Genomic DNA, 21,790 nt, shown 5'->3' with positions numbered 1-21,790 from the left:
GTCTGGAAGCAGGACCGCTCCGGCCGCTTCGCGCTCCTGAAGGCCTATCCGATCTGCCGCTGGTCGGGCGACCTCGGACCGAAGATCAAGGAAGGCGATCGCCAGGCGCCGGAAGGCTTCTATTCCATCAGTCCGGCGCAGATGAACCCGCAATCGTCCTTCTATCTTTCGTTCAATACCGGCTACCCGAACGCCTTCGACAAGGCGCTGGGACGCACCGGATCGCAGCTGATGGTGCATGGCGACTGCTCTTCGCGCGGCTGCTACGCCATGACCGACGAACAGATCGCGGAGATCTATTCGCTGGGGCGGGAGTCCTTCTTCGGCGGCCAGCGCGCGTTCCAGCTGCAGGCCTATCCGTTCAAGATGACGCCGGTCAACATGGCGAAACATCGCAACAATCCGAACATGCCGTTCTGGAAAATGATCAAGCAGGGCTGGGATCATTTCGAGGTGACGCGGCAGGAGCCGAAGGTCGATTTCTGCGAGAAGAAATACGTGTTCGACGCCATCAAGGCGCCGGACGCCAGGCGGGATCCGGTGTTCGATGCTTCGGCCAAATGCCCTGTCTACGCGATCCCCGAGGATATCGCCGACGCCGTGCAGGAAAAGCAGCGGCAGGATCAGATCGAGACCGCCAAGCTGATTTCGAAGGGAACACCGGTGGCGCGGCTGAATACCGGCATCGACGGCGGCATGCACCGGGTGTTTGCCGCCAAGCTGCCCGAGGCCTCGACCGGCCTGTCGGAGGGTGGCGAGGGCCAGAGCCTGTCGCTGGCGGCCATTTCCCGCGCGCCGGGCACCATTCCGGCCCACGTCAATCCGCCGCGCGGATCGGTATCATCGCCCGAGGAACCGCTGGCAGCTTCCATGGCTGCGGCTCCGGCTCAGTCACCGCCCCCAGCAACCCGCGTGGCGACCGCGGTGGCCCCTGAAAAGTCCGACGGTTTCTTCTCCAGCCTCGCCCGCAAGGTCGGCATCGGCGGCCCGGAAACCACCGCGGCCACCAGCACCAGGCCGGCGGCGGCACCCGCGCCGGCCCCCGCCAGGCCGAAGCCTATCGAGACCAAACGCAACGAACCGCCGCGCCCGGAAGCATCGGTGCCGAAGCTCGCCGCCGCGCCGAAGCCGGCCGACGCCAGGCCGACGCTGAAGCCGTCGCTGTCGGATACGCCGCCGCCGGCGGCCAAGGACGGCTTGGTCGCCGGTTCGCAGCCGATCGTCCCGGCGAACTCGTTCGAAAGCCGCTTCTCGGCGGCGAAGTAAGCCATCACGCGTAGCCGTAGGGTGGGCAAAGGCGCCTTTCGGGCCGTCCCCAATGTTGTCGTGCCCGCACGTTGCAGGATGGCGGTCGGCGCAGGAGCGCCTTTTGCCCGCCCTGCGAAGCTACCACATCACGTATGCTTGCCGTGGCAGTGCTTGTACCTCTTGCCGCTTCCGCAGGGGCAATCCTCGTTGCGGCCGATCTTGCCCCAGGTCGCGGGGTTCTTCGGGTCGCGGTTGGCGGTGGCGGCCGGGACCAGCGAGGCGTTGGCGAACGCCATCTCGTCCTCACCGGTAGTGGGATCGAGCTTGTGCGCTTCCATCACCGGCAAGGGCGGCTGCTCGTCCGGCGGCACGATCTCGACGCGCATCAGCTGCGCCGTCACCGCTTCGCGCAGATGCGCGGTCATCGCCTGGTACAAAGCGAAGGCTTCCGATTTGTACTCCTGCAGCGGATCGCGCTGGCCGTAGCCGCGCAGGCCGATCACCTGGCGCAGATGATCGAGCATCACCAGATGCTCGCGCCACAGATGATCCAGCGTCTGCAGCAGGATGGTCTTCTCGACGTAGCGCATCACGTCGGGGCCCCACTGCGCCACCTTCGCGGCCATGTGCTCGTCGACGCGCTGCTCGATGCGCGTCAGCAATTCCTCGTCGGCGATGCCCTCTTCCCTGGCCCATTCGTCGACCGGCAGGTCGATATCGAGCACCCGCTTCAGTTCTTCCTTGAGGCCGGCGACATCCCACTGTTCGGCATAGGCATGCTCGGGCACGTGCTTGGCGACAACGTCGTCGACGAAGTCGCGGCGCATGTCCGCGACCATTTCGGCCACGCTCTCGCTCTTCATCAGCTCGACGCGCTGCTCGAAGATCACCTTGCGCTGGTCGTTCTGGACGTTGTCGTATTTCAGCAGGTTCTTGCGGATGTCGAAGTTGCGGGCCTCGACCTTCTGCTGCGCCTTCTCCAGCGCCTTGTTGATCCAGGGATGGATGATGGCCTCGCCCTCTTTCAGGCCGAGCCGCGTCAGCATGCTGTCGAGCCGGTCGGAGCCGAAGATCCGCATCAAATCGTCTTCCAGCGACAGGAAGAATTTCGATCGTCCGGGATCGCCCTGGCGTCCGGAGCGGCCGCGCAGCTGGTTGTCGATACGCCGCGATTCATGGCGCTCGGAGCCGATGATGTAGAGCCCGCCGGGCTTCGTCACGGTCTTGGCCGGCTTCGAGCCCTTGGCCGGTTCGATTTCGACAACATCTTCCGCCTTCAGCACGATCTCGCGAAACCGCTCGACGTCGGCCTTGATCTGCTCGATCTTCCGGGCCTTCTCGTCCTCGTCGGTAATATCGGCGGTCTCGTGCAGGATCCGCATCTCCAGCGAACCGCCGAGCTTGATGTCGGTGCCGCGGCCGGCCATGTTGGTCGCGATCGTGATCGCGCCGGGAACGCCGGCCTCGGCGACGATATAGGCTTCCTGCTCGTGGAAGCGCGCGTTCAGCACCGCGAACAATTTTGCCGGTTTTCCGGCGCGGGCGGCGTCGTACAGCTTCTGCATCGACTTCGGGCTTTCGAAGTCCAGCTGCTTGTAGCCGTGGCCTTTGAGGAAGTCGGCCAGCACTTCGGACTTCTCGATCGAGGCGGTGCCGACCAGCACCGGCTGCAGCCGTGAATTGGCGCGCTCCACCTCGGCCAGGATCGCGGCGTATTTCTCGTTCTGGGTGCGGTAGACCTCGTCGTCCTCGTCGAGGCGCGCCACCTGCACGTTGGTGGGGATTTCCACGACTTCGAGCTTGTAGATGTCGAACAGTTCGTCGGCTTCGGTCAGCGCCGTGCCGGTCATGCCGGCGAGCTTGGCGTACATCCGGAAGTAGTTCTGGAACGTGATCGAGGCCAGCGTCTGGTTTTCCGGCTGGACCTGCACATGCTCCTTGGCTTCCAGCGCCTGGTGCAGGCCCTCGGAATAGCGGCGGCCTTGCATCATGCGGCCGGTGAACTCGTCGATGATGATGACCTCGTCGTCGCGGACGATGTAATCCTTGTCGCGCTGAAACAGCGAATGCGCGCGCAGCGCCTGATTGATGTGGTGGACGACCGAGACGTTCTCGACGTCGTAGAGTGAATCGCCCTTGAGCTGACCGGCTTCGCGCAGCAGGGTCTCGATCTTTTCCATGCCGGCTTCGGTCAGTGTGACGGTACGCTGCTTCTCGTCGACCTCGAAATCGGTGGTCTTGTCGAGCTTCGGCAGGAAGGTGTCGATGGTGTTGTAGAATTCCGAACGGTCGTCGAGCGGACCGGAAATGATCAGCGGCGTGCGCGCCTCGTCGATCAGGATCGAGTCGACTTCGTCGACGATGGCGTAGGAGTGGCCGCGCTGGACCATGTCCTCGAGCCGGTACTTCATGTTGTCGCGCAGATAGTCGAAGCCGTATTCGTTGTTGGTGCCGTAGGTGATGTCGCAGGCGTAGGAATTCTTGCGCTCGGCGTCGTCGAGCCCATGCACGATCACGCCGGTGGTCATGCCGAGAAAGCCGTAGATCTGACCCATCCATTCGGAGTCGCGCTTGGCGAGATAGTCGTTGACCGTGACGACGTGAACGCCGTGGCCCGCCAACGCGTTGAGGTAGACCGCAAGGGTCGCGACCAGGGTCTTGCCTTCGCCGGTCTTCATCTCGGCGATGTCGCCCTCGTGCAGCACCATGCCGCCGATCAGCTGCACGTCGAAATGGCGCTGGCCGAGCGTGCGCTTGGCCGCCTCGCGTACCGTGGCGAAGGCGGGAACCAGGATGTCGTCGAGCGTCTTGCCGGCGGCGAGCTGGGCGCGGAATTCAGGGGTACGGGCCTTCAGCGCCTCGTCGGAGAGGGCTGCGATCTCGGGCTCCAGCGCGTTGATGGCATTGACGCGGGCCTGATATCCCTTGACCCGGCGATCGTTGGGAGAGCCGAAAAACTTGCGGGCGAGCGCGCCGATCATGCCAAATTCCTGTCTTTACCGTTCGGCGTTTGCCGCCGTGAAATGGTCCACCGGGGTGCCTATCAACTCATCGTGACGCGCCGTGCTGACCCCGATCCGGGCAACATCCGCCAATAAGTGGGAATTCAGCAATCCAAGGTTCAACGACCAAAAGCGCAGCCAAAATACACGCTTTCGCCATCGACCCGGTTTTGCAGAGATATGGCTGTGCCAGAGCCTTGTCAACGGCGGGAACTCTCAAGGATTTCATCATTCTGCCAACCTTTTCGCGTTGCCAAGGCCCGCCGATTGGGCGACTGTCCCGCGGCCCCGAACAGCCCCCCAGCTTTCACGATAAGGATTTTCCATGACCGCCCCGTTCCCGGAAATGAAACATGGCCTGCGACTCAGCGGCGCCTCCGCCGCGGTGGCAGGTGCGCTCGCCATGGTGCTGATCGCCGCCCTGCCGGTGCGGGCGCAGGACGCCAATCCGGTGCTTGCGAAGGTTGACGGCGCCGAGATCCGCCAGAGCGACCTCACTTTGGCCGAGGAGGAACTGGGACCGAGCCTGGCGCAGATGGACCCTTCGACCAAGCGGGACAACGTACTGGCCTTCCTGATCGACATGAAGATCGTCGCCAAGGCCGCCGAGGACAAGAAGGTCGAAAACAACGAGGACTTCAAGAAGCGGCTGGCGTTCACACGCAACCGGCTGCTGATGGACAGCCTGCTGGCGACCGAGGGCAAGGCCGGGACCACCGACGAGGCCATGAAGAAGGTCTATGAGGAGGCCTCCAAGCAGATCACCGGCGAACAGGAAGTTCGCGCCCGGCATATCCTGGTCGAGTCCGAGGACGATGCCAAGGCGATCGCCGCCGAGCTGAAGAAGGGCGCCGACTTTGCCGAGCTCGCCAAAAAGAAATCCAAGGACCCCGGCGCCTCCGACGGCGGCGATCTCGGTTTCTTCACCAAGGATCAGATGGTGCCGGAATTCTCCGCCGTCGCCTTCGCGATGGAGCCCGGCAAGATCTCCGATCCCGTCAAGTCGCAGTTCGGCTGGCACATCATCAAGGTCGAGGAAAAGCGCAACCGGCAGGCCCCGGCGTTCGAACAGGTCAAGCCTCAGATCGAGACCTATGTGACGCGCAAGGCGCAGTCCGACTACGTGGCGAAGCTGCGTCAAGCCGCCAAGATCGAGCGCATGGACAAGCCCGACGAAGCCGCCAAAACGCCGGATGCGGCCAAGCCTGCCGACTCCAAGATGGCGCCCCCGGCGAAGAAATAGAATTCGCTGTCACTTTCTCGAAGCCGGTAGTATTTACTCGCGTCATGGCCGGGCTTGTCCCGGCCATCTACGTCTTGAAGCTGGTTCAGCGGGAAAGACGTGGATGGCCGGGACAAGCCCGGCCATGACGATGTCTTTTTCCGGGAATTCGCCCATGTCCATTGCCGTGTCTCCCCTCGCCCCGACCGATGTCCCCGAAATGCCCGCGATCGCCGGCGTCAGGCTCGCGACCGCTGCCGCGGGGATCCGCTACAAGGGCCGCACCGACGTTCTGCTGGCGGTGCTGGACAAGGGCACGACGGTCGCCGGCGTCTTTACCCGGTCGAAGTGCCCGTCGGCGCCGGTGGAATGGTGCCGGGCCAGGCTCGGCCGCGGGGTTGCCCGCGCGCTGGTGGTGAATTCCGGCAACGCCAATGCCTTCACCGGCAAGACCGGACGGCAAGCGACCACGCTGACGGCCTCGATTGCCGCCAAGGCGGCCGGATGCAGACCCGACGAGGTGTTTCTCGCCTCCACGGGCGTGATCGGTGAACCGCTCGACGCCACCAAATTCAACGGCGTGCTCGGCACGCTGGCTGAAGCCGCCGTGCCGGGCGACTGGATGGCTGCTGCCCGGGCGATCATGACGACCGACACCTTTCCGAAGGTCGCCACCGCGACCGTGAAGCTGGGCAAGGCAAACGTCACCATCAACGGCATCGCCAAGGGCTCCGGCATGATCGCGCCGGACATGGCGACCATGCTGGCTTTCGTGTTCACCGACGCGCCGCTTGGCGCGGGCGCGCTGCAAGCGCTGCTCAAAAGCGGCGTCGAGGACACCTTCAATGCCATCACCGTCGATGGCGACACATCGACGTCGGACACCCTGCTCGCCTTCGCCACCGGCGCGGCGGCGGCCGATGGCGCGCCGAAGATCAGCCGCGCCGGCGACCCGCGCCTGAAGGCGTTTGCGAAGGCCTTCCAGGCGGTGCTGGCCGATCTCGCCGAGCAGGTCGCCCGCGACGGCGAGGGCGCGCGCAAGCTGGTCGAGATCATCGTCGACGGCGCGACCACGAAGAAATCCGCGCGAAGGATCGCGATGTCGGTGGCGAACTCGCCGCTGGTGAAGACCGCGATCGCCGGCGAGGACGCCAATTGGGGCCGCGTGGTGATGGCGGTCGGCAAGGCCGGCGAACCCGCCGACCGCGACAAGCTCGCCATCTCCTTCAACGGCATCCGGGTCGCCAGCCGCGGCGCGCGCGATCCGTCCTACGACGAGGCCGAAGTGTCCGCGGCGATGAAAAACCCGAAGATCCAGATCAAGATCGCCCTCGGCCTCGGCAAGGGCCGCGACCGCGTGCTGACCTGCGATCTCACCAAGGAATATGTCGCGATCAACGGCGACTACCGGTCGTAAGCGGAAATACTCAGCTGGCGATGCGGGCGTCGGAAACGGCCCTCTGGAACAACACCGTCATTGCCTCCGAGATGCCCTGGGTCGGGCTGACTTCGAAGTAAAGGCCCGGCGACGCGCAGGCTTCCATGTTCTGCGCGATCTGGCTGTTCGGCGAAGGACCGTAGGGCCCGGCATTGAATGGCTTGATCCAGGTATTGTACCAGGCGTTGGTCGGCAGATCGAGATAGGTGGTGTACAGCACCGCGATCTTGATGCCGCGATCCTTGATCGTGGTGCAAAGCGCCGGATTGATCGGCGACTGGCATCGCTGGCCCGATTTCGGCTTGAGGCAGGCCGTGTTGTATTCGTCGGCAACCCCGTCGGAGACGAAGAACAGATATTTCAGCGGCGACCCGGTAGCGCCGGTACCCGGATTGCTGATCGCGCTGTTTATCGCCGGAAAAAGATTGGTGTACTGGGTGTCCTGGTCGTTGTTTTCGTTTTGGCCCTTCACGGTCATCAGATCGATGTTGCCGGCCGCGGTCTTGGCGCTGGTCAGCGACGACGACAGCGCGAACAGCGTCCGCAATCCGGCGGTGCTTGCCGCCGCGCCGAAGTCGTAGATCGCCATCCGGAACTGGCTGGTATAGGTCTGGGTGGCCGCCGCAGTGTCCATCAACTGCTGCGTCGCCGTGCGCAGCACGTCGATCCGCGTCGTCACCCCGAGGGTCTAGTCTTTCTTGTAATAGTTCTTGTTGTCATTGAGGTCGTGGCAGGCGAAGGCGCACTTGTCCGACGTATTGTCGACCATCTTCTTCACGTCGGCCGGTGTCGCCCCCACGCCCATCGACGGCGAGTTGTCCATCAGCAGATAGAAATCGATGTATTGCGGCATCTTGGAGACGGAGGTCGAACTGCCGGTGACCGTCATCTTGCTCTTGTTCATGACGCCGAGAAATATCGTCGGAATTTCGGCCGAGAATGTCACATTGGAGGTGACGATCATGCCGGTCTTGGTCACGGTGGGCGTCACGGACTTCAGCGTATAGCCGGTCACCCCCGACATGTTGCCGTCGAAGATGGCCTTGGCGTCGGTGACGCCGACCGGGATCGCGCCGTCGCCGGTCATGGTGCCCGCGGCCAGGAAGCCCGGCGATTTCCTTGCGACCGATCCGACGCTGGCGGCATCGATCGCCGACTGCAGTTTGCTCCTGAGCTGGGTCGCCCGGCTGTAATCGATCGCGACGCCGATCGCCGACAGGATCGGCAGCAGCGCGAGCGTGAAGATTACCGCGACGTTGCCGGAACTGTCGTGACGAAAACCGCCGATTGCACGAAGGAGCTTGCGCATGAACGATGCCTGACCGGTTTGAAATCCCGGGAAATCTAGCGGCGGCGGCTTAAGGTCGGCTTAGCCAGATCGCATAAAAGCGAGGCAAACAAACAGGTTGGCGGTAAGGAAATTGCTGTTAATGAAACCTTTCCGAAGCAGAGGCACATCGCCTGAACCGGCTTTCCGAAAAGCATTTTCCGCGCATGACCGGGATCAAACTCACCCTCGTGGTCGCCTGCGCGCTGGTCGATGCCGACAAGCGCGTGCTGCTCGCCCAGCGCCCGGAGGGCAAGGCGCTGGCGGGCCTGTGGGAATTTCCCGGCGGCAAGCTCGAACCCGGCGAGCGGCCGGAACAGACCCTGATCCGCGAGTTGCACGAGGAAATCGGCATCACCGTGAAGGCGGACTGCCTCGCGCCGCTGACCTTTGCCAGCCACGCCTATGATGATTTTCATCTCTTGATGCCGCTCTACATCTGCCGGCGCTGGGAAGGCGCGGTGATGGCGCGCGAGGGCCAGCAACTGGCCTGGGTCCGCGCCAACAGGCTGCGCGACTATCCGATGCCGCCGGCGGACATTCCGCTGATTCCGCATCTGATCGATCTCTTGATGTGACCCGCAAAGCATCCCTTCGGGGGGCGCGGCGAGGTCTGAATCAAAATCTCGAAAACAACCCCATGCAATGCAGATTTATGGTATCTTGATACCTCAGACGAAGCCGCGACGGGTCATTCCGGCGCAAGCCGCTTCACCGCCTCCGCCAGGCTCGCCTTGGCAGACCCGGGCTTCAGCGGCTGTTGCTGGCTGGCATGCGGCGCCCAGCCGGACAGCCAGATGATGTCGAAGGTGGCGCGGATGCGGCCGTCGGAATCCGCAAAACGCTCGCTGTAGAGCTGCGCCATGCGCAGCAGCGTGGCGCGGCGGGTCGGGCTTCGCCGCCGCTCGACCAGGATGTTGGTGGCGCCCATCCGCCTGAGATCAGCCATCAGCGCGAAGGCGCTGTCGTAGCGCACCACGACGCGGTCGACGTCGGTGACCGGCAAGGCGAAACCGGTTCGCTGCAACAGCGCGCCGATCTCGCGCAGGTCGGCAAACGGCGCCACCCGGGGCGACACGCCGCCCTCGCATTCGGCTTCCGCCGCGGCAAAGCTTTGCCGCAACTCGGTCAGCGTGTCGCCGCCGGTCATCGCCGCCAGCAACAGCCCGTCCGGCTTCAGCGCGCCGCGGATCTGCGCCAGCACGCCCGGCAGGTCGTTGACGAATTGCAGCGCCAGGGCGGACACCGCGAGGTCGAGCGTGTCAGGCGCGAGGCCGAGGCCGCGGCTTTCGGCATCGGGCAGTTCGACCGACGCCAGCGATCCGACGCGACCGGCCAGCACGCTGCGGACCTGTTCGCCCGCGGTGCCGATATCGGCACCCTCCGTGAATTCGCGAAGCACCGCATGCAGCCGCTCCGCCATGTCCTCGGCGACGCGGTCGAGCAGAAACGTCGCCGCGCCCAGTCCGAGCGCGCGCGACTGCCGCACCCGCAGCAAGCCGCGGTCGAACAGGATGGGAGGTGCGGCCGGGCTCGACATCATGGCGGGTTGGTACGACGGTCAGCGGCTCCCTGGCAATCTCGTGTCCCGGACCGAACCTGCGTTGCGGCATGGACCCCGGCTTTGGCAGCCGGGGGAACGCGACCGACTTTGCTGCTTGAGAGTCGACAGGGCCGGCGCTAGCTTTCCTCACATGGAGGCCCACGCATCACCGTCCCGCTCGCTCTCCGGTCACCTGCGCGGCGCCCTTCGCCTCGCGCATGGGGCATGGGCGCACGCCTCGCGGTTCGCGCTCGACATCGCGCTGCCGACGTTGTGCGTGGCCTGCCGCGAGCCGGTCGACGGCGAAGGGGTCTGCGCTTCGTGCTGGGCCAGGCTGTCGTTCATCGCGCCGCCTTATTGCCCGCGGCTCGGCATTCCCTTCGTCTACGATCCCGGGCCGGATCTGCTGTCGATGGAGGCGATCGCCAATCCGCCGGCCTATGCGCGCGCCCGCGCCGCGGTGCGCTATGACGAGGTCGCGCGCACGCTGGTGCATGCGCTGAAATACCAGGACCGCACCGACCTGGCGCCGGCGATGGGCCGCTGGATGGCGCGGGCCGGCCGCGAACTGCTCGCCGAGGCCGACGTGCTGGTTCCGGTGCCGCTGCATTGGCGGCGCGGCTGGAGCCGTCGCTACAACCAGTCCGGCGCGCTGGCGCGGGTGATCGAACGGCAGACCGGCGTCCGGCTGGCATCCGAAGCGCTGCGGCGGGTGCGGCCGACCCAGCAGCAGATCGGACTGTCGCGGTCGCAGCGCGCCAGCAACGTGCAGGGCGCCTTCAAGGTGGCGCCCGACCGTGCCGCCGACATCCAGGGCCGCCGCGTGGTGCTGATCGACGACGTCCTGACATCAGGCGCGACCACCGATGCCTGCGCGCGGGCGCTATTGCGCGCGAAGGCTGCGTCGGTCGACGTGCTAGTGTTCGCCCGGGTTGTGGACACCTTCAAAGCCCCCATATAATCAGATACTTCGATCCCGATCCCCGCAACGACAGGGCGCGACATGGCCGCAGCCATCGAAATCTACACCCGTCCGGGCTGCGGCTATTGCACCGCCGCCAAATCGCTGCTGACGCGCAAAAAAGCCGCGTTCACGGAACACAATGTTGCCGCCGATCCGGCACTCCGCCAGCAGATGTGGGATCGCGCCGGCATGGGCGCGACGTTTCCGCAGATCTGGATCGGCGATACCCATGTCGGTGGTTGCGACGAGCTTTATGCCCTCGACCGCGCGGGCAAGCTTGATTCGTTGCTCGCGGACGAGAAGGCCAATGGATGAGCACTGACCAAAGCTTCACTGCCGCGATGGTGCAGATGTGCAGCGGGCTGTTGCCCGGGCCAAATCTCGAGCAGGGCACCAAACTGATCCGGCAGGCCGCCGCCGATGGCGCCGATTATGTGCAGACCCCCGAAGTCAGCAACATGATCCAGTCCAACCGCAAGGCGTTGTTCGAGCATCTTGCGCCGGAAGAGGACGACCTTTCGCTGAAAGCCTATCGCGCGCTCGCGGCCGAACTCAAAATTCATCTCCATATCGGTTCGCTGGCGCTGCGCTTTTCGCCCGACAGGGCCGTCAACCGCTCGTTCCTGATCGGCCCCGACGGCATGGTGCTGGCCAGCTACGACAAGATCCACATGTTCGACATCGACCTGCCCGGCGGCGAAAGCTATCGCGAATCCGCCAATTACCAGCCGGGCGAGTCGGCCGTGATCTCCGACCTGCCATGGGGCCGCATCGGCCTCACCATCTGCTACGACATGCGCTTTCCGGCGCTGTACCGGGCGCTCGCCGAAAGCGGCGCCTCGTTCCTGACGGCGCCGTCCGCCTTCACGGTGCGGACCGGCGAGGCGCACTGGCATACGCTGCTGCGTGCCCGCGCCATCGAAAACGGCTGTTTCGTCTTTGCCGCGGCGCAGGCCGGCACCCATGAGAGCAAGCGCCAGAGCTACGGGCATTCGCTGATCGTCGCCCCCTGGGGCGAAATCCTCGCCGAGGGCGGCGGCACCGAGACCGGCATTGTGATGGCGAAGATCGATCCCACCCTGGTCGAGACCGCGCGGAAAACCGTGCCGTCACTGCAGCATGGGCGGCGCTTCAGCATTGCCGACCCCAAGGCCGGTCCCGAGCATCTGCATCTGGTGCGGGAATCATCGGTATGATCCGCTACAGCCTGCATTGCGACCGCGGCCACACCTTCGAGAGCTGGTTCCAGAGTTCGTCGGCCTATGAGAGCCAGGAAAAGCGCAAACTGGTGAACTGCCCGGTGTGCGGCTCGGCCAAGGTCGAGCGCGCGATCATGGCGCCGCAGATCGTCAGCAAGAAGGGCCGCGGCAGCCAGAGCAGCAACGATGTACCGGCGCCGGCGGCCCAGCCCGCCGAGGTCACCGCGCCGGGATCGACCCCGCTGTTGATGGCGCAGGAGCGCGAACTGCGCGCCAAATTGAAGGAATTGCGCGACCATATCGTCAAGAACGCCGACAATGTCGGCGAGCGTTTCCCCAACGAAGCGCGGAAGATGCATTACGGCGATATCGAGCACCGCCCGATCTACGGCGAAGCCTCGCCGGAGGAGGCCCGCTCCCTGATCGACGAAGGCGTCGAGGTTTCGCCGCTGCCCGTGCTGCCGGACGACCGGAACTGACGGCTTGCCGTCATTCCGGGGATGGTCTTCTCCCCTCCTCCCGCGAAGCGGTGGGGAGGGGTCGGGGGTGGGGGTCTATCGGATGGATCCGCAGCATCAGTCTTTGCGGTGCTACCCCCCACCCCCGACCCCTCCCCGCCACGCGCAAGTGCGCGTGGAGGGAGGGGAGAAGATCGTCACACCGCCACCAGCACCCCCGCGACGCCGATCACGATCAGTGCGATGCCGGAAAGTTCGCGCGCCGACAGCGCCTGCTTGAACGAATAATACGACACCGCCTGCGCGAACAGCACCTCGACCAGCGCCAGCGTGCGGACATTGGCGGCGGCGGTCAGAGCGAACGCCAGGAACCAGAACTGCGAGGCGAACGCACCCATGAAGCCCGCCAGCATCGAGGGCTTCCACAGTCCGAGGATTTTTCGCAGCACCTCGGGCGCCCGCGCCAGCAGATAGATCGTCAGCACCAGGGTCTGCACGAACAGCCCCCAGACCAGCGTGTAGGTCGCGGCCGTCACGAACGACACGCCCGGCACCGTGATGATGGCGCCGCGAAAGCCGATCGCCGACAGCGCGAAGAAGGCCGCGGCGACCAGGCCAATGAGGGTCGGCTTCAATTCGGCAAAGCCCTTTTCGCCGCCCGGCCGCAGCGCGGTAATGACCACGCCGATCGTCGCGATCACGATCGCGATCACCTTCAGCACGGTCAGATGATCGCCGAGAAAGACGAAGCCGAAGATCGCGGTCTGGATCGCCTCGGTTTTCAAATACGCCGTCGTCACCACGAAGGAGCGGTCGTTCATCGCCAGCAGCATCAGGGCGGTGGCGGCGATCTGGCTCAGCGCCCCGAGCAGCAACCACGGCCAGAACGAAGCGGTCGGCCACGCCACCGCATCGCCGGTGGCGAAGATCACGACAACGAAGAACAGGATCGAGAACGGAAAGCCGAACAGGAAGCGGATATTGGTCGCGCCCCAGGTGCCGAGCGGCCCGGTCAGCTGCCGCTGCATAGCATTGCGCGCCACCTGCCCGAGCGCCGCAACGATGGTGAAGGGAATCCAGAGCGAGGCCAGGGTGAACATGGGGGACCTGATTCACCCTCCCCTGGAGGGGGAGGGTCGACCGCGTAGCGGTCGGGGTGGGGTGACAGTCTCTCGTTCGAACAGGTGCGCGGGTTGAGGGACCGCCACCCCACCCCGTCGCGCATCTCGCTTCGCTCGATACGCGCCGACCCTCCCCCTTCAGGGGAGGGTGAAGAGTCACACCCCCTCCGCCACCACCATGTAGTTCACGTCCATGTCCGAGGAGAGGCTCCATTTGTCGGCGAAGGGCGAATAGACCACGCCGGCCTGCTCGGTGATGCCGAGCTTGTTGTTGTGCAGATGGTGCGCGAGTTCGTCGGGGGTGACGAACTTGTCCCATTGATGGGTGCCGCGCGGCAGCCAGCGCAGCACATATTCGGCGCCGACGATGGCGAGCGCAAAGCTCTTCCAGTTGCGGTTCAGCGTCGAGACCACCATCATGCCGCCGGGCTTCAGCACCGCCGCGCAGCGGTTGAGGAACATGCCGACGTCGCTGACATGCTCGATCACCTCCATCGCCAGCACGATGTCGAAGCGCTCGCGCACATCCATCTCCTCGACCGTGGTGCAGCGGTAGTCGATCGACAGATGCGCCTTGTCGGCGTGCAGCCTGGCGGCGGCGATATTGGTGGCGGAGGGATCGACGCCGATCACTTGGGCACCGAGCCGGGTGAACGGTTCGCACAACAGGCCGGCGCCGCAGCCGATGTCGAGGATGCGCAGGCCGGACAGGCAATTCAGGCTCTTGACGTTGCGCTCGAACTTGCGGCAGGCGGCGTCGCGGATATAGGTCAGCCGCAGCGGATTGATCTTGTGCAGCGGCGCCATCTTGCCGTTGGGATCCCACCACTCGTCCGACAGTCTTGAAAACTTCGCGATCTCGGCGGGGTCGACCGTGGACGCCGCGCCTGGCGACGCGGCTGCGCCCGGAGACGCGGCGGGAGAAAAATCAGCAGGGTTTTCTTGCATGGCCATGGATTGCGCGCCGCTCCTACCGCGCGGTGATGTGATTGCGGAATTCGAGCGGCGAGGCAATGGTGTCGATGGTCTTGTTGCCCTCGCCGACGCCGTAGATCGACACGTTGCCGTAATTGAGCAGGCGGCCGAGAATGCTCTGGTTGACGTCGACGCTCTCGACCTTGTCGAGGCTCATCTCGAAGGTCTGCCGCTGGATGAACCCGGTCTTGTGGACGACGCGCAGATTGGTGACGTCGGTCTCGGTGGTCCAGCGGTGGAACCAGGCGGTCGCGGTCTTGTACAGCGCGAACGCCGCCGAAAGCCCCGACATCGACAGCAGCAGCATCATCGGGGTGTCGCCGGTGACCATTCCCGACACCACGAAGAACGCCGCGGCCACGATCCAGCCCGCGATCGCCGGCAGGAAGAAGATCCAGTGCGTGTTGGTCGAATACAGCACCTTCTCCCCGGGCTGCAGGATATCGTCGATATAACGCCCCATACGCTGGCCTCAATTACCCTTTGATCGGCTGCATCTCCGACGATCCCGGGGGACCGTCAAGGGACCGCCGGAACCGGCTGCTTGCCCGCAACCGCGCCGTTATGTATACGCGCCTTTCGGGCGGCGCGCTCTGGTTTTGCGCGCCGTCACCATACTCAACCCCACAGGGAATGCACCAGTCGTCATGGGCCGCCTCGTGATGAAATTCGGCGGCACATCGGTCGCCAATATCGAACGCATCCGCAACGTCGCGCGCCATGTGAAGCGCGAGGTCGACGCCGGCCACGACGTCGCCGTGGTGGTCTCCGCGATGGCCGGCAAGACCAACGAACTGGTGGCGTGGTGCCGCGAGGCGTCGCCGATGCACGACGCGCGCGAATATGACGCCGTGGTGGCCTCCGGCGAACAGGTCACCGCCGGGCTGCTGGCGATCGCGCTGCAGGCGCTCGGCATCCAGGCGCGCTCCTGGCAAGGCTGGCAGATCCCGATCCGGACCAGCGACGCGCATGCGTCGGCCCGGATCCTGGAGATCGACGGCGCCGAAATCATCAACCGTTTCGGCGACCGCAAGGAAGTCGCCGTGATCGCGGGATTCCAGGGCATCAATCCGCTGACGCAGCGAATCACCACGCTGGGACGCGGCGGTTCCGACACCTCGGCGGTGGCGATCGCGGCCGCCATCAAGGCCGACCGCTGCGACATCTATACCGACGTCGACGGCGTCTATACCACCGACCCGCGCGTGGTTCCGAAGGCCCGCCGGCTCGACCGGATCGCGTTCGAGGACATGCTGGAACTGGCGTCGCAGGGCGCCAAGGTGCTGCAGGTCCGCTCGGTGGAACTCGGCATGGTCTACAACATGCCGATTTTCGTCCGCTCCAGCTTCGACAAGCCCGAGGATATCGACCCGCATGCCAACCAGCCGCCGGGCACGCTGATCTGCAGCGAGGAGGAAATCATGGAAAGCCACGTCGTCACCGGCATCGCCTTTTCCAAGGACGAAGCCCAGATTTCCGTCCGCCAGATCGAGGACAAGCCCGGCATCGCCGCGGCGATCTTCGGCCCGCTGGCGGAAGCCAACATCAACGTCGACATGATCGTGCAGAACGTCTCGGAGGACGGCAAGACCACCGACCTCACCTTCACGGTGCCCGCCTCGGACTACGACCGCGCCCGCGACACCATCACGGCGGCCAAGGGCAAGATCGGCTATGCCCGGCTCGACAGCGCCACCGACGTCACCAAGGTTTCGGTGATCGGCAGCGGCATGCGCAGCCATGCCGGCGTCGCGGCGCAGGCATTCGCCGCCCTCGCCTCGCGCAACATCAACATCCGCGCCATCACCACCTCCGAAATCAAGTTTTCGGTGCTGATCGACGCCGCCTACACCGAACTGGCGGTGCGCACGCTGCACACGCTGTATGGGCTCGATCAGGCGTGAGGATTTAAATTTCGATGTGGCGCCATCGGCGGTCCTCATCCCTCCTCCCGCGAAGCGGTGGGGAGGGTGGCACATCGTGAGCGCAGCTAGCGATGTGACGGGTGGGGGGAGCTTCAGCGCATTCAGCTGCCAGATCGTTTGCTGAAACGCCCCCCACCCGACCGGCCTTCGGCCGGCCACCCTCCCCACCACGCGCTGCGCGCGCGGGGGAGGGAAAGAGACTCGTGCACCACCGAATTCACACCCGCCAGTCATCCAATTTAGAATGATTTTCCCTTAGCGGGCGCAGCAATGGGCTGACAGAGACGTTATCGTCTGTGGCAGGCGTTTTGCTTGGCAAAACAAGCCTCGATTCGCTATACGGCCGGATGGGTGGGCTGCCGCAAACTGTGCCACAGTTTTGGCGACGCTGATTCGGCGGTTTCGACCTCTGTGGCGGCGCCGTTTGATTAAAATTGTCGTTTTCGTTGGATCTAGCGCCAGTTCCCGGCCACCCCGGGTGCTGGCTTCGCGGGGGGAGGTATCGGCACATGCGGAGCGCGTCGGGAGGCCCCCGCGTCTTGCTGAGACGGCTCCGCGAAACCATGGCGGAGCAGGTCTCCGCCCAGGAGCGGCTGGACAAGATCGTGGTGCTGATCGCGGCCAACATGGTGGCCGAGGTCTGCTCGACCTATGTGCTGCGGGTCGACAACACGCTGGAGCTCTACGCCACCGAAGGCCTCAACCGCGACGCCGTGCACCGCACCGTGCTGCACTCGCATGAGGGCCTGGTCGGCCTCGTGGCCAGCGAGGCAAACCCGCTCAATCTGAGCGACGCCCAGACTCATCCGGCATTCTCGTTCCGGCCGGAGACCGGCGAGGAAATTTATCATTCCTTCCTCGGCGTGCCTATCCTGCGCGCCGGCAACACGCTCGGCGTGCTGGTGGTGCAGAACCGCGCCAAGCGCACCTACGTCGAGGAAGAGGTCGAGGCGCTGCAGACCACCGCCATGGTGCTGGCGGAGATGATCGCCTCGGGCGAATTGTCGGCGCTGGCGCAGCCCGGCGCCGAGCCGGCGGCGCGCCACTCGGTGCACAAGACCGGCGCGATCCTGTCCGACGGCATCGCGCTCGGCCATGTCGTGCTGCACGAGCCGCGCGTCGTCATCACCAATTACATCGCCGAGGACCTGCCGAAGGAAATCAAGCGGCTCGACACCGCGCTTGCAAAACTGCGCGCCGACCTCGACCGCATGCTGGAGCGCGGCGACGTCGCCGAAGGCGGCGAGCACCGCGACGTGCTGGAAGCCTACCGCATGTTCGCCAACGACCATGGCTGGTCGCACAAGCTGCATGAGGCGGTCGCCACCGGCCTCACCGCGGAGGCGGCCGTCGAACGCGTGCAGTCCGACACCCGCGCGCGGATGCTGCGCTCCACCGATCCGTATTTGCGCGACCGCCTGCACGATCTCGAGGATCTCGGCCATCGCCTGATGCGGCAGCTGGTGGGACGCGATCACGCGCCGTCGCGCGAGCAGATGCCCGACAACGCCATCCTGATCGCCCGCGCGATGGGCCCCGCCGCGCTGCTCGATTACGACCGCAAGCGCCTGCGCGGACTGATCCTGGAGGAAGGCACCGCCAATTCCCACGTCTCGATCGTGGCGCGGGCGCTGGGGATTCCCGCGATCGGCGAAATACCGAACGCGCCCGGCATTGCCGACCCGGGCGACGCCGTCATCGTCGACGGCACCTCCGGCTCGATCTACATCCGCCCCTCGGCCGAAATCGAATCGGCCTATGCCGAGCGGGTCCGGTTCCGCGCCCGGCGGCAGGCGCAATATCTGGCGCTGCGCGACCGGCCCTGCGTCACCAAGGACGGCCAGCCGATCGAGCTGATGATCAATGCCGGCCTGATCATCGACCTGCCGCATATCGACGATACCGGCAGCGCCGGCATCGGACTGTTTCGCACCGAACTGCAGTTCATGGTCGGCCAGAGCATGCCGCGCACCAGCGACCAGCTCGCGCTGTACCGCGCGGTGCTGGACGCCGCCGGATCGAAGCCGGTGACGTTCCGCACCCTCGACATCGGCGGCGACAAGGCGCTGCCCTATATGGAGACCGTGGTCGAGGAAAACCCCGCGCTCGGCTGGCGCGCGATCCGGCTTGGCCTCGACCGTCCCGGGCTGCTGCGCGGCCAGATCCGCGCGCTGCTGCGCGCCGGCGGCGGCCGCGCGCTGCGCATCATGTTCCCGATGATCTCCGAAGTCGCCGAATTCGACCTTGCCAAGGCCATCGTCGAGCGCGAGCTGACCTATCTGCGCCAGCACGGCCACGCGCTGCCGGAACGCATCGACGTCGGCACCATGGTGGAAGTGCCCGCGCTGCTCTATCAGCTCGACGAATTGCTGAAGAAGGTTGATTTCGTCTCGGTCGGCTCCAACGATCTGTTCCAGTTCCTGTACGCGGTCGATCGCGGCAATGCCAAGGTTTCCGAACGGTTCGACACCATGTCGGCGCCGATCATGCGGGCCTTGCGCGATATCGTCGTGAAGGCCAGGGCGGCGAAGAAATCCGCGTCGCTGTGCGGCGAGATGGCGTCCAAACCGCTCGGTGCGCTGGCGCTGATCGCGCTGGGCTATCGCTCGCTGTCGCTGTCGGCGACCGGCCACGGTCCGGTCAAGGCGATGATCCTCGACCTCGACGCCAGAAAAGCCGAAGCCATGATGGCGCCGCTGCTCGAAGCGCCCTCCGGCAGCGTGTCGATCCGCGAGAAACTGACGGCATTCGCGGAGGCCGAGGGGCTGTCATTGTAGCGAGGCTCGGCCCCGCCGCGACGAACCAGAGCCCATAATTGGCGCGAATCCATTCACAAAACCGGTATCCACTTTTTGCTGAATGCGCGCGTACTGCAATTCGAGACCAGACCATGTCGATACTGCCTGAAGCCAAACTCGATGTTCTGCTGGCACATCATGCCTCGCTGGAAGCGCAATTGCTCAGCCAATTGAGCTCCGAAAATTACGTCAGGATCACCCGCGAGCTTTCCGAACTGAATCCGCTGATCGACGCCGTCAAGACCTACCGCGCCGCCAATGCCGAACTTGCCGGCATCGATGCGCTGATCGCCGATCCCGCGACCGACGCCGAGATGCGCGGCATGGCCGAGGCCGAACGCGAGACGCTCGTCGCGCGCAGTCTCGAGCTGGCGCAGCAGATCCGCGTCGCGCTGCTGCCCAAGGACGCCATGGACGATCGCAACGTCGTGCTGGAGATCCGCGCCGGCACCGGCGGCGACGAGGCCGCCCTGTTCGCCGGCGACCTGTTCCGGATGTATGAGCGCTTTGCCGCCCTGCAGGGCTGGAAGGTCGAGGCGATCTCCGCCAGCGAGGGCACCATGGGCGGCTACAAGGAAATCATCGCCGAGGTGCAGGGACGCGGCGCCTTTGCCAAACTGAAATTCGAATCCGGCGTGCACCGGGTGCAGCGGGTGCCCGACACCGAGACGCAAGGGCGGATTCACACCTCGGCGGCGACGGTGGCGGTGCTGCCGGAAGTCGAGGAGGTCGATGTCGAGATCAAGAACGACGATTTGCGGATCGACACCATGCGCGCGCAGGGCGCCGGCGGCCAGCACGTCAACAAGACCGAATCGGCGATCCGCATCACCCATATTCCGACCGGCATCGTCGTCATGATGCAGGACAGCCGCTCGCAGCACAAGAACCGCGCCTCCGCGATGAACATCCTGCGCTCGCGCATCTACGACGCCGAGCAGCAGCGCATCAACGCGACCCGCGCCGCCGACCGCCGCGAGAAGGTCGGATCCGGCGACCGCTCGGAGCGGATCAGGACCTACAATTTCCCGCAGGGCCGCGTCACCGACCACCGCATCAATCTCACGCTCTACAAGCTGCCGCAGGTGATCGCGGGCGAGGCGCTCGGCGAACTGGTGGACGCGCTGACCACCGAACATCAGGCCGCCCAGCTCGCCGCCCAGGGTGCGGCGGCGTGAGCCCCCACGCTCTCGTCGTCCCTGCGAACGCAGGGACCCATAACCCCCGGCGTTGGTTTGGCGAAGAGTGCGTCATCAATCTCGCTTCTTCGGGCGCACAACGCGGTATGGGTCCCTGCGTTCGCAGGGACGACGGCGGAATGGTTGTGGGCGGGGTCATCACATGACCGAACCCCTCGTCGGGCAAACCGTCGATGCCGCGCGGCGCGCGTTGACCGCACGATTGAAGTCCGGCTCGATCGAGTCCGCCGAGCTCGATGCGCGTATGCTGGTCGGCGCCGTGCTCGGCCTCGACCTCACCGGCCTGATCGCGGCAGCGCACCGTCGGCTCGGCGCGGAGGAATCGATTCGTCTCGACGATTTCGCGCGCCGCCGCCTCGCCGGAGAACCGGTCGCGCGCCTTCTCGGGACCAGGGAATTCTGGGGGCTGCCGCTGACACTGTCGGCCGCGACCCTGGTGCCACGGCCCGACACCGAAACGGTGGTCGAATTGGCGCTGGAATTGCTGCGCGCCGGCCCTGCGCCCGTTCATCATCTGCGTATCGCCGATCTCGGCACCGGCTCGGGTGCCATTCTGCTGGCGCTGTTGTCGGAGTTGCCGCGCGCCCACGGGGTCGGCACCGACATCAGCGGCGATGCGTTAAAAACGGCCCGCCACAATGCGATCGATCTCGGCCTGGCCGATCGCGCGGATTTCATCGCCTGCGACTATGCGGCGGCACTTTCGGGCCCGTTCGATCTCGTCGTCTCGAACCCGCCCTACATACGTTCGGCGGAGATCGCCGGTCTCGCCACCGAGGTCCGGAATTTCGATCCGCACCGCGCGCTCGACGGCGGCCGCGACGGTCTTGACGCCTATCGTGCGCTGATACCGCAAGCGGCACAGTTGCTGGCGCCTTCAGGCGCGCTCGTCGTGGAAGTGGGGCAAGGTCAGCACGACGATGTCAGGGGATTGATGATGGCGGCGGGGCTGGCGCCTGACGGGCCTGCCAAAGCCGATCTGGCCGGCATCCGCCGGGCCGTCTCTTGCCGCAGAAAACCGTCATAATGCCCGATTGAAGGGCAAAAAAACCCCTTGGAATATTCCCCGTTAGCGACTACGTTCCGGCCACAGCGTCGGTCCAGGGTTGCTGGCCCCGTGGGTACCCTGAGGGGATATCGCGGGTGGAGGCCAGAGTTCTCAGAGCGAGAGCCCGCCCCGAGTGAAAGGTTCCAAAACGCAGGTCAATTGAGCGCGATGGCTGAAAGAGCTGCGCTGCTTCCGACCGCAAAGCGAACGAAAGCCTGATAATTGCGCTTAATAGAATCACGCGAGAAAGCTGTGCTTGTTTTGGCAGGCGAACCGATTTGAAACAGCCGGCGGCGCAGGCTGGGCTGGTGGGGAACGCGTCC

17 protein-coding genes and 1 pseudogene are annotated in these 21,790 nt (G+C 65.1%); 12 read left to right on the top strand and 6 right to left on the bottom strand.

Features of this window, described 5'->3' with window-relative positions; all coding sequences use genetic code 11:
- A partial coding sequence (locus Q8R73_RS09695) for a murein L,D-transpeptidase family protein (protein ID WP_305719320.1) occupies window positions 1-1,266 on the top strand: 1,266 nt, incomplete at its 5' end.
- A 128-nt stretch (window positions 1,267-1,394) separates the two neighbouring features.
- Here the strand turns inward: Q8R73_RS09695 and secA are convergent.
- On the bottom strand, window positions 1,395-4,229 hold the full coding sequence (gene secA / locus Q8R73_RS09690) for a preprotein translocase subunit SecA (RefSeq protein WP_305719319.1): 2,835 nt from the start codon (window positions 4,227-4,229) through the stop codon (window positions 1,395-1,397).
- 346 nt (window positions 4,230-4,575) lie between these two features.
- Between secA and Q8R73_RS09685 the strand changes: the two genes are divergently transcribed.
- Window positions 4,576-5,493: a peptidylprolyl isomerase gene (locus Q8R73_RS09685; RefSeq protein WP_305719318.1), complete on the top strand. Its 918-nt coding sequence runs from the start codon at window positions 4,576-4,578 to the stop codon at window positions 5,491-5,493.
- A 154-nt stretch (window positions 5,494-5,647) separates the two neighbouring features.
- Complete coding sequence (argJ, locus tag Q8R73_RS09680; protein WP_305719317.1) at window positions 5,648-6,889, top strand: bifunctional glutamate N-acetyltransferase/amino-acid acetyltransferase ArgJ; 1,242 nt, start codon at window positions 5,648-5,650, stop codon at window positions 6,887-6,889.
- Between the two features lie 10 nt (window positions 6,890-6,899).
- On the opposite strand, the pseudogene Q8R73_RS09675 reads toward argJ, so the two are convergent.
- Window positions 6,900-8,219, bottom strand: a pseudogene (locus Q8R73_RS09675) (TadE/TadG family type IV pilus assembly protein).
- A gap of 185 nt (window positions 8,220-8,404) precedes the next feature.
- On the opposite strand from Q8R73_RS09675, the gene Q8R73_RS09670 reads away from it, so the two are divergent.
- Window positions 8,405-8,815: a (deoxy)nucleoside triphosphate pyrophosphohydrolase gene (locus Q8R73_RS09670; RefSeq protein WP_305719316.1), complete on the top strand. Its 411-nt coding sequence runs from the start codon at window positions 8,405-8,407 to the stop codon at window positions 8,813-8,815.
- A gap of 113 nt (window positions 8,816-8,928) precedes the next feature.
- Here Q8R73_RS09670 and Q8R73_RS09665 read toward each other — a convergent pair whose 3' ends face one another.
- Window positions 8,929-9,777: a methyltransferase domain-containing protein gene (locus Q8R73_RS09665; RefSeq protein ID WP_371126069.1), complete on the bottom strand. Its 849-nt coding sequence runs from the start codon at window positions 9,775-9,777 to the stop codon at window positions 8,929-8,931.
- Window positions 9,778-9,931: 154 nt separating this feature from the next.
- On the opposite strand from Q8R73_RS09665, the gene Q8R73_RS09660 reads away from it, so the two are divergent.
- The 4 genes from Q8R73_RS09660 to Q8R73_RS09645 are packed head-to-tail and all read left to right on the top strand — an operon-like array spanning window position 9,932 to window position 12,422.
- On the top strand, window positions 9,932-10,741 hold the full coding sequence (locus tag Q8R73_RS09660; RefSeq protein WP_305719314.1) for a ComF family protein: 810 nt from the start codon (window positions 9,932-9,934) through the stop codon (window positions 10,739-10,741).
- 42 nt (window positions 10,742-10,783) lie between these two features.
- On the top strand, window positions 10,784-11,059 hold the full coding sequence (grxC, locus tag Q8R73_RS09655; protein ID WP_305719313.1) for a glutaredoxin 3: 276 nt from the start codon (window positions 10,784-10,786) through the stop codon (window positions 11,057-11,059).
- On the top strand, window positions 11,056-11,940 hold the full coding sequence (locus Q8R73_RS09650; protein ID WP_305719312.1) for a carbon-nitrogen hydrolase family protein: 885 nt from the start codon (window positions 11,056-11,058) through the stop codon (window positions 11,938-11,940). Before grxC ends, Q8R73_RS09650 begins: the two co-directional genes overlap by 4 nt.
- Complete coding sequence (locus tag Q8R73_RS09645) at window positions 11,937-12,422, top strand: DUF1178 family protein (protein WP_305719311.1); 486 nt, start codon at window positions 11,937-11,939, stop codon at window positions 12,420-12,422. Before Q8R73_RS09650 ends, Q8R73_RS09645 begins: the two co-directional genes overlap by 4 nt.
- 176 nt (window positions 12,423-12,598) lie before the next feature.
- Here Q8R73_RS09645 and Q8R73_RS09640 read toward each other — a convergent pair whose 3' ends face one another.
- The 3 genes from Q8R73_RS09640 to Q8R73_RS09630 form a co-directional block, all read right to left on the bottom strand.
- Window positions 12,599-13,501: a DMT family transporter gene (locus tag Q8R73_RS09640; RefSeq protein WP_305719310.1), complete on the bottom strand. Its 903-nt coding sequence runs from the start codon at window positions 13,499-13,501 to the stop codon at window positions 12,599-12,601.
- A 177-nt stretch (window positions 13,502-13,678) separates the two neighbouring features.
- A complete protein-coding gene (gene ubiG, locus Q8R73_RS09635; RefSeq protein ID WP_305719309.1) occupies window positions 13,679-14,476 on the bottom strand; it encodes a bifunctional 2-polyprenyl-6-hydroxyphenol methylase/3-demethylubiquinol 3-O-methyltransferase UbiG in 798 nt (265 codons plus the stop codon).
- 16 nt (window positions 14,477-14,492) lie between these two features.
- Window positions 14,493-14,960 (bottom strand): PH domain-containing protein, encoded by a 468-nt coding sequence (locus Q8R73_RS09630; RefSeq protein ID WP_305719308.1) that lies wholly within the window; start codon window positions 14,958-14,960, stop codon window positions 14,493-14,495.
- A 184-nt stretch (window positions 14,961-15,144) separates the two neighbouring features.
- On the opposite strand from Q8R73_RS09630, the gene Q8R73_RS09625 reads away from it, so the two are divergent.
- The 4 genes from Q8R73_RS09625 (at window position 15,145) to prmC (ending at window position 21,446) form a co-directional block, all read left to right on the top strand.
- A complete protein-coding gene (locus Q8R73_RS09625; RefSeq protein ID WP_305719307.1) occupies window positions 15,145-16,401 on the top strand; it encodes an aspartate kinase in 1,257 nt (418 codons plus the stop codon).
- 530 nt (window positions 16,402-16,931) lie between these two features.
- Window positions 16,932-19,199, top strand: coding sequence for a phosphoenolpyruvate--protein phosphotransferase (gene ptsP, locus Q8R73_RS09620; protein WP_305719306.1), 2,268 nt, complete (start codon window positions 16,932-16,934; stop codon window positions 19,197-19,199).
- Window positions 19,200-19,312: 113 nt separating this feature from the next.
- Window positions 19,313-20,398: a peptide chain release factor 1 gene (gene prfA / locus Q8R73_RS09615; protein WP_305719305.1), complete on the top strand. Its 1,086-nt coding sequence runs from the start codon at window positions 19,313-19,315 to the stop codon at window positions 20,396-20,398.
- 163 nt (window positions 20,399-20,561) lie between these two features.
- Complete coding sequence (gene prmC / locus Q8R73_RS09610) at window positions 20,562-21,446, top strand: peptide chain release factor N(5)-glutamine methyltransferase (RefSeq protein WP_305719304.1); 885 nt, start codon at window positions 20,562-20,564, stop codon at window positions 21,444-21,446.
- The last annotated feature ends 344 nt before the right edge of the window (window positions 21,447-21,790 follow it).

Source organism: Bradyrhizobium sp. (assembly GCF_030697065.1).
Taxonomy (GTDB): domain Bacteria; phylum Pseudomonadota; class Alphaproteobacteria; order Rhizobiales; family Xanthobacteraceae; genus Bradyrhizobium.
The sequence above is the reverse complement of the archived record's forward strand: the minus strand, read 5'-3'. Positions and strand labels throughout refer to the sequence as shown.

What these genes read in the sequence shown, in the direction of transcription:
- ubiG (WP_305719309.1), bottom strand. Translation starts at nt 14,476, where the DNA reads ATGGCCATGCAAGAAAACCCTGCTGATTTTTCTCCCGCCGCGTCTCCG.
- Q8R73_RS09670 (WP_305719316.1), top strand. Translation starts at nt 8,405, where the DNA reads ATGACCGGGATCAAACTCACCCTCGTGGTCGCCTGCGCGCTGGTCGAT.
- Q8R73_RS09645 (WP_305719311.1), top strand. Translation starts at nt 11,937, where the DNA reads ATGATCCGCTACAGCCTGCATTGCGACCGCGGCCACACCTTCGAGAGC.
- secA (WP_305719319.1), bottom strand. Translation starts at nt 4,229, where the DNA reads ATGATCGGCGCGCTCGCCCGCAAGTTTTTCGGCTCTCCCAACGATCGC.
- Q8R73_RS09625 (WP_305719307.1), top strand. Translation starts at nt 15,145, where the DNA reads ATGGGCCGCCTCGTGATGAAATTCGGCGGCACATCGGTCGCCAATATC.
- Q8R73_RS09640 (WP_305719310.1), bottom strand. Translation starts at nt 13,501, where the DNA reads ATGTTCACCCTGGCCTCGCTCTGGATTCCCTTCACCATCGTTGCGGCG.
- argJ (WP_305719317.1), top strand. Translation starts at nt 5,648, where the DNA reads ATGTCCATTGCCGTGTCTCCCCTCGCCCCGACCGATGTCCCCGAAATG.
- Q8R73_RS09630 (WP_305719308.1), bottom strand. Translation starts at nt 14,960, where the DNA reads ATGGGGCGTTATATCGACGATATCCTGCAGCCCGGGGAGAAGGTGCTG.
- grxC (WP_305719313.1), top strand. Translation starts at nt 10,784, where the DNA reads ATGGCCGCAGCCATCGAAATCTACACCCGTCCGGGCTGCGGCTATTGC.
- Q8R73_RS09650 (WP_305719312.1), top strand. Translation starts at nt 11,056, where the DNA reads ATGAGCACTGACCAAAGCTTCACTGCCGCGATGGTGCAGATGTGCAGC.
- Q8R73_RS09685 (WP_305719318.1), top strand. Translation starts at nt 4,576, where the DNA reads ATGACCGCCCCGTTCCCGGAAATGAAACATGGCCTGCGACTCAGCGGC.
- Q8R73_RS09660 (WP_305719314.1), top strand. Translation starts at nt 9,932, where the DNA reads ATGGAGGCCCACGCATCACCGTCCCGCTCGCTCTCCGGTCACCTGCGC.
- ptsP (WP_305719306.1), top strand. Translation starts at nt 16,932, where the DNA reads ATGCGGAGCGCGTCGGGAGGCCCCCGCGTCTTGCTGAGACGGCTCCGC.
- prfA (WP_305719305.1), top strand. Translation starts at nt 19,313, where the DNA reads ATGTCGATACTGCCTGAAGCCAAACTCGATGTTCTGCTGGCACATCAT.
- Q8R73_RS09665 (WP_371126069.1), bottom strand. Translation starts at nt 9,777, where the DNA reads ATGTCGAGCCCGGCCGCACCTCCCATCCTGTTCGACCGCGGCTTGCTG.
- prmC (WP_305719304.1), top strand. Translation starts at nt 20,562, where the DNA reads ATGACCGAACCCCTCGTCGGGCAAACCGTCGATGCCGCGCGGCGCGCG.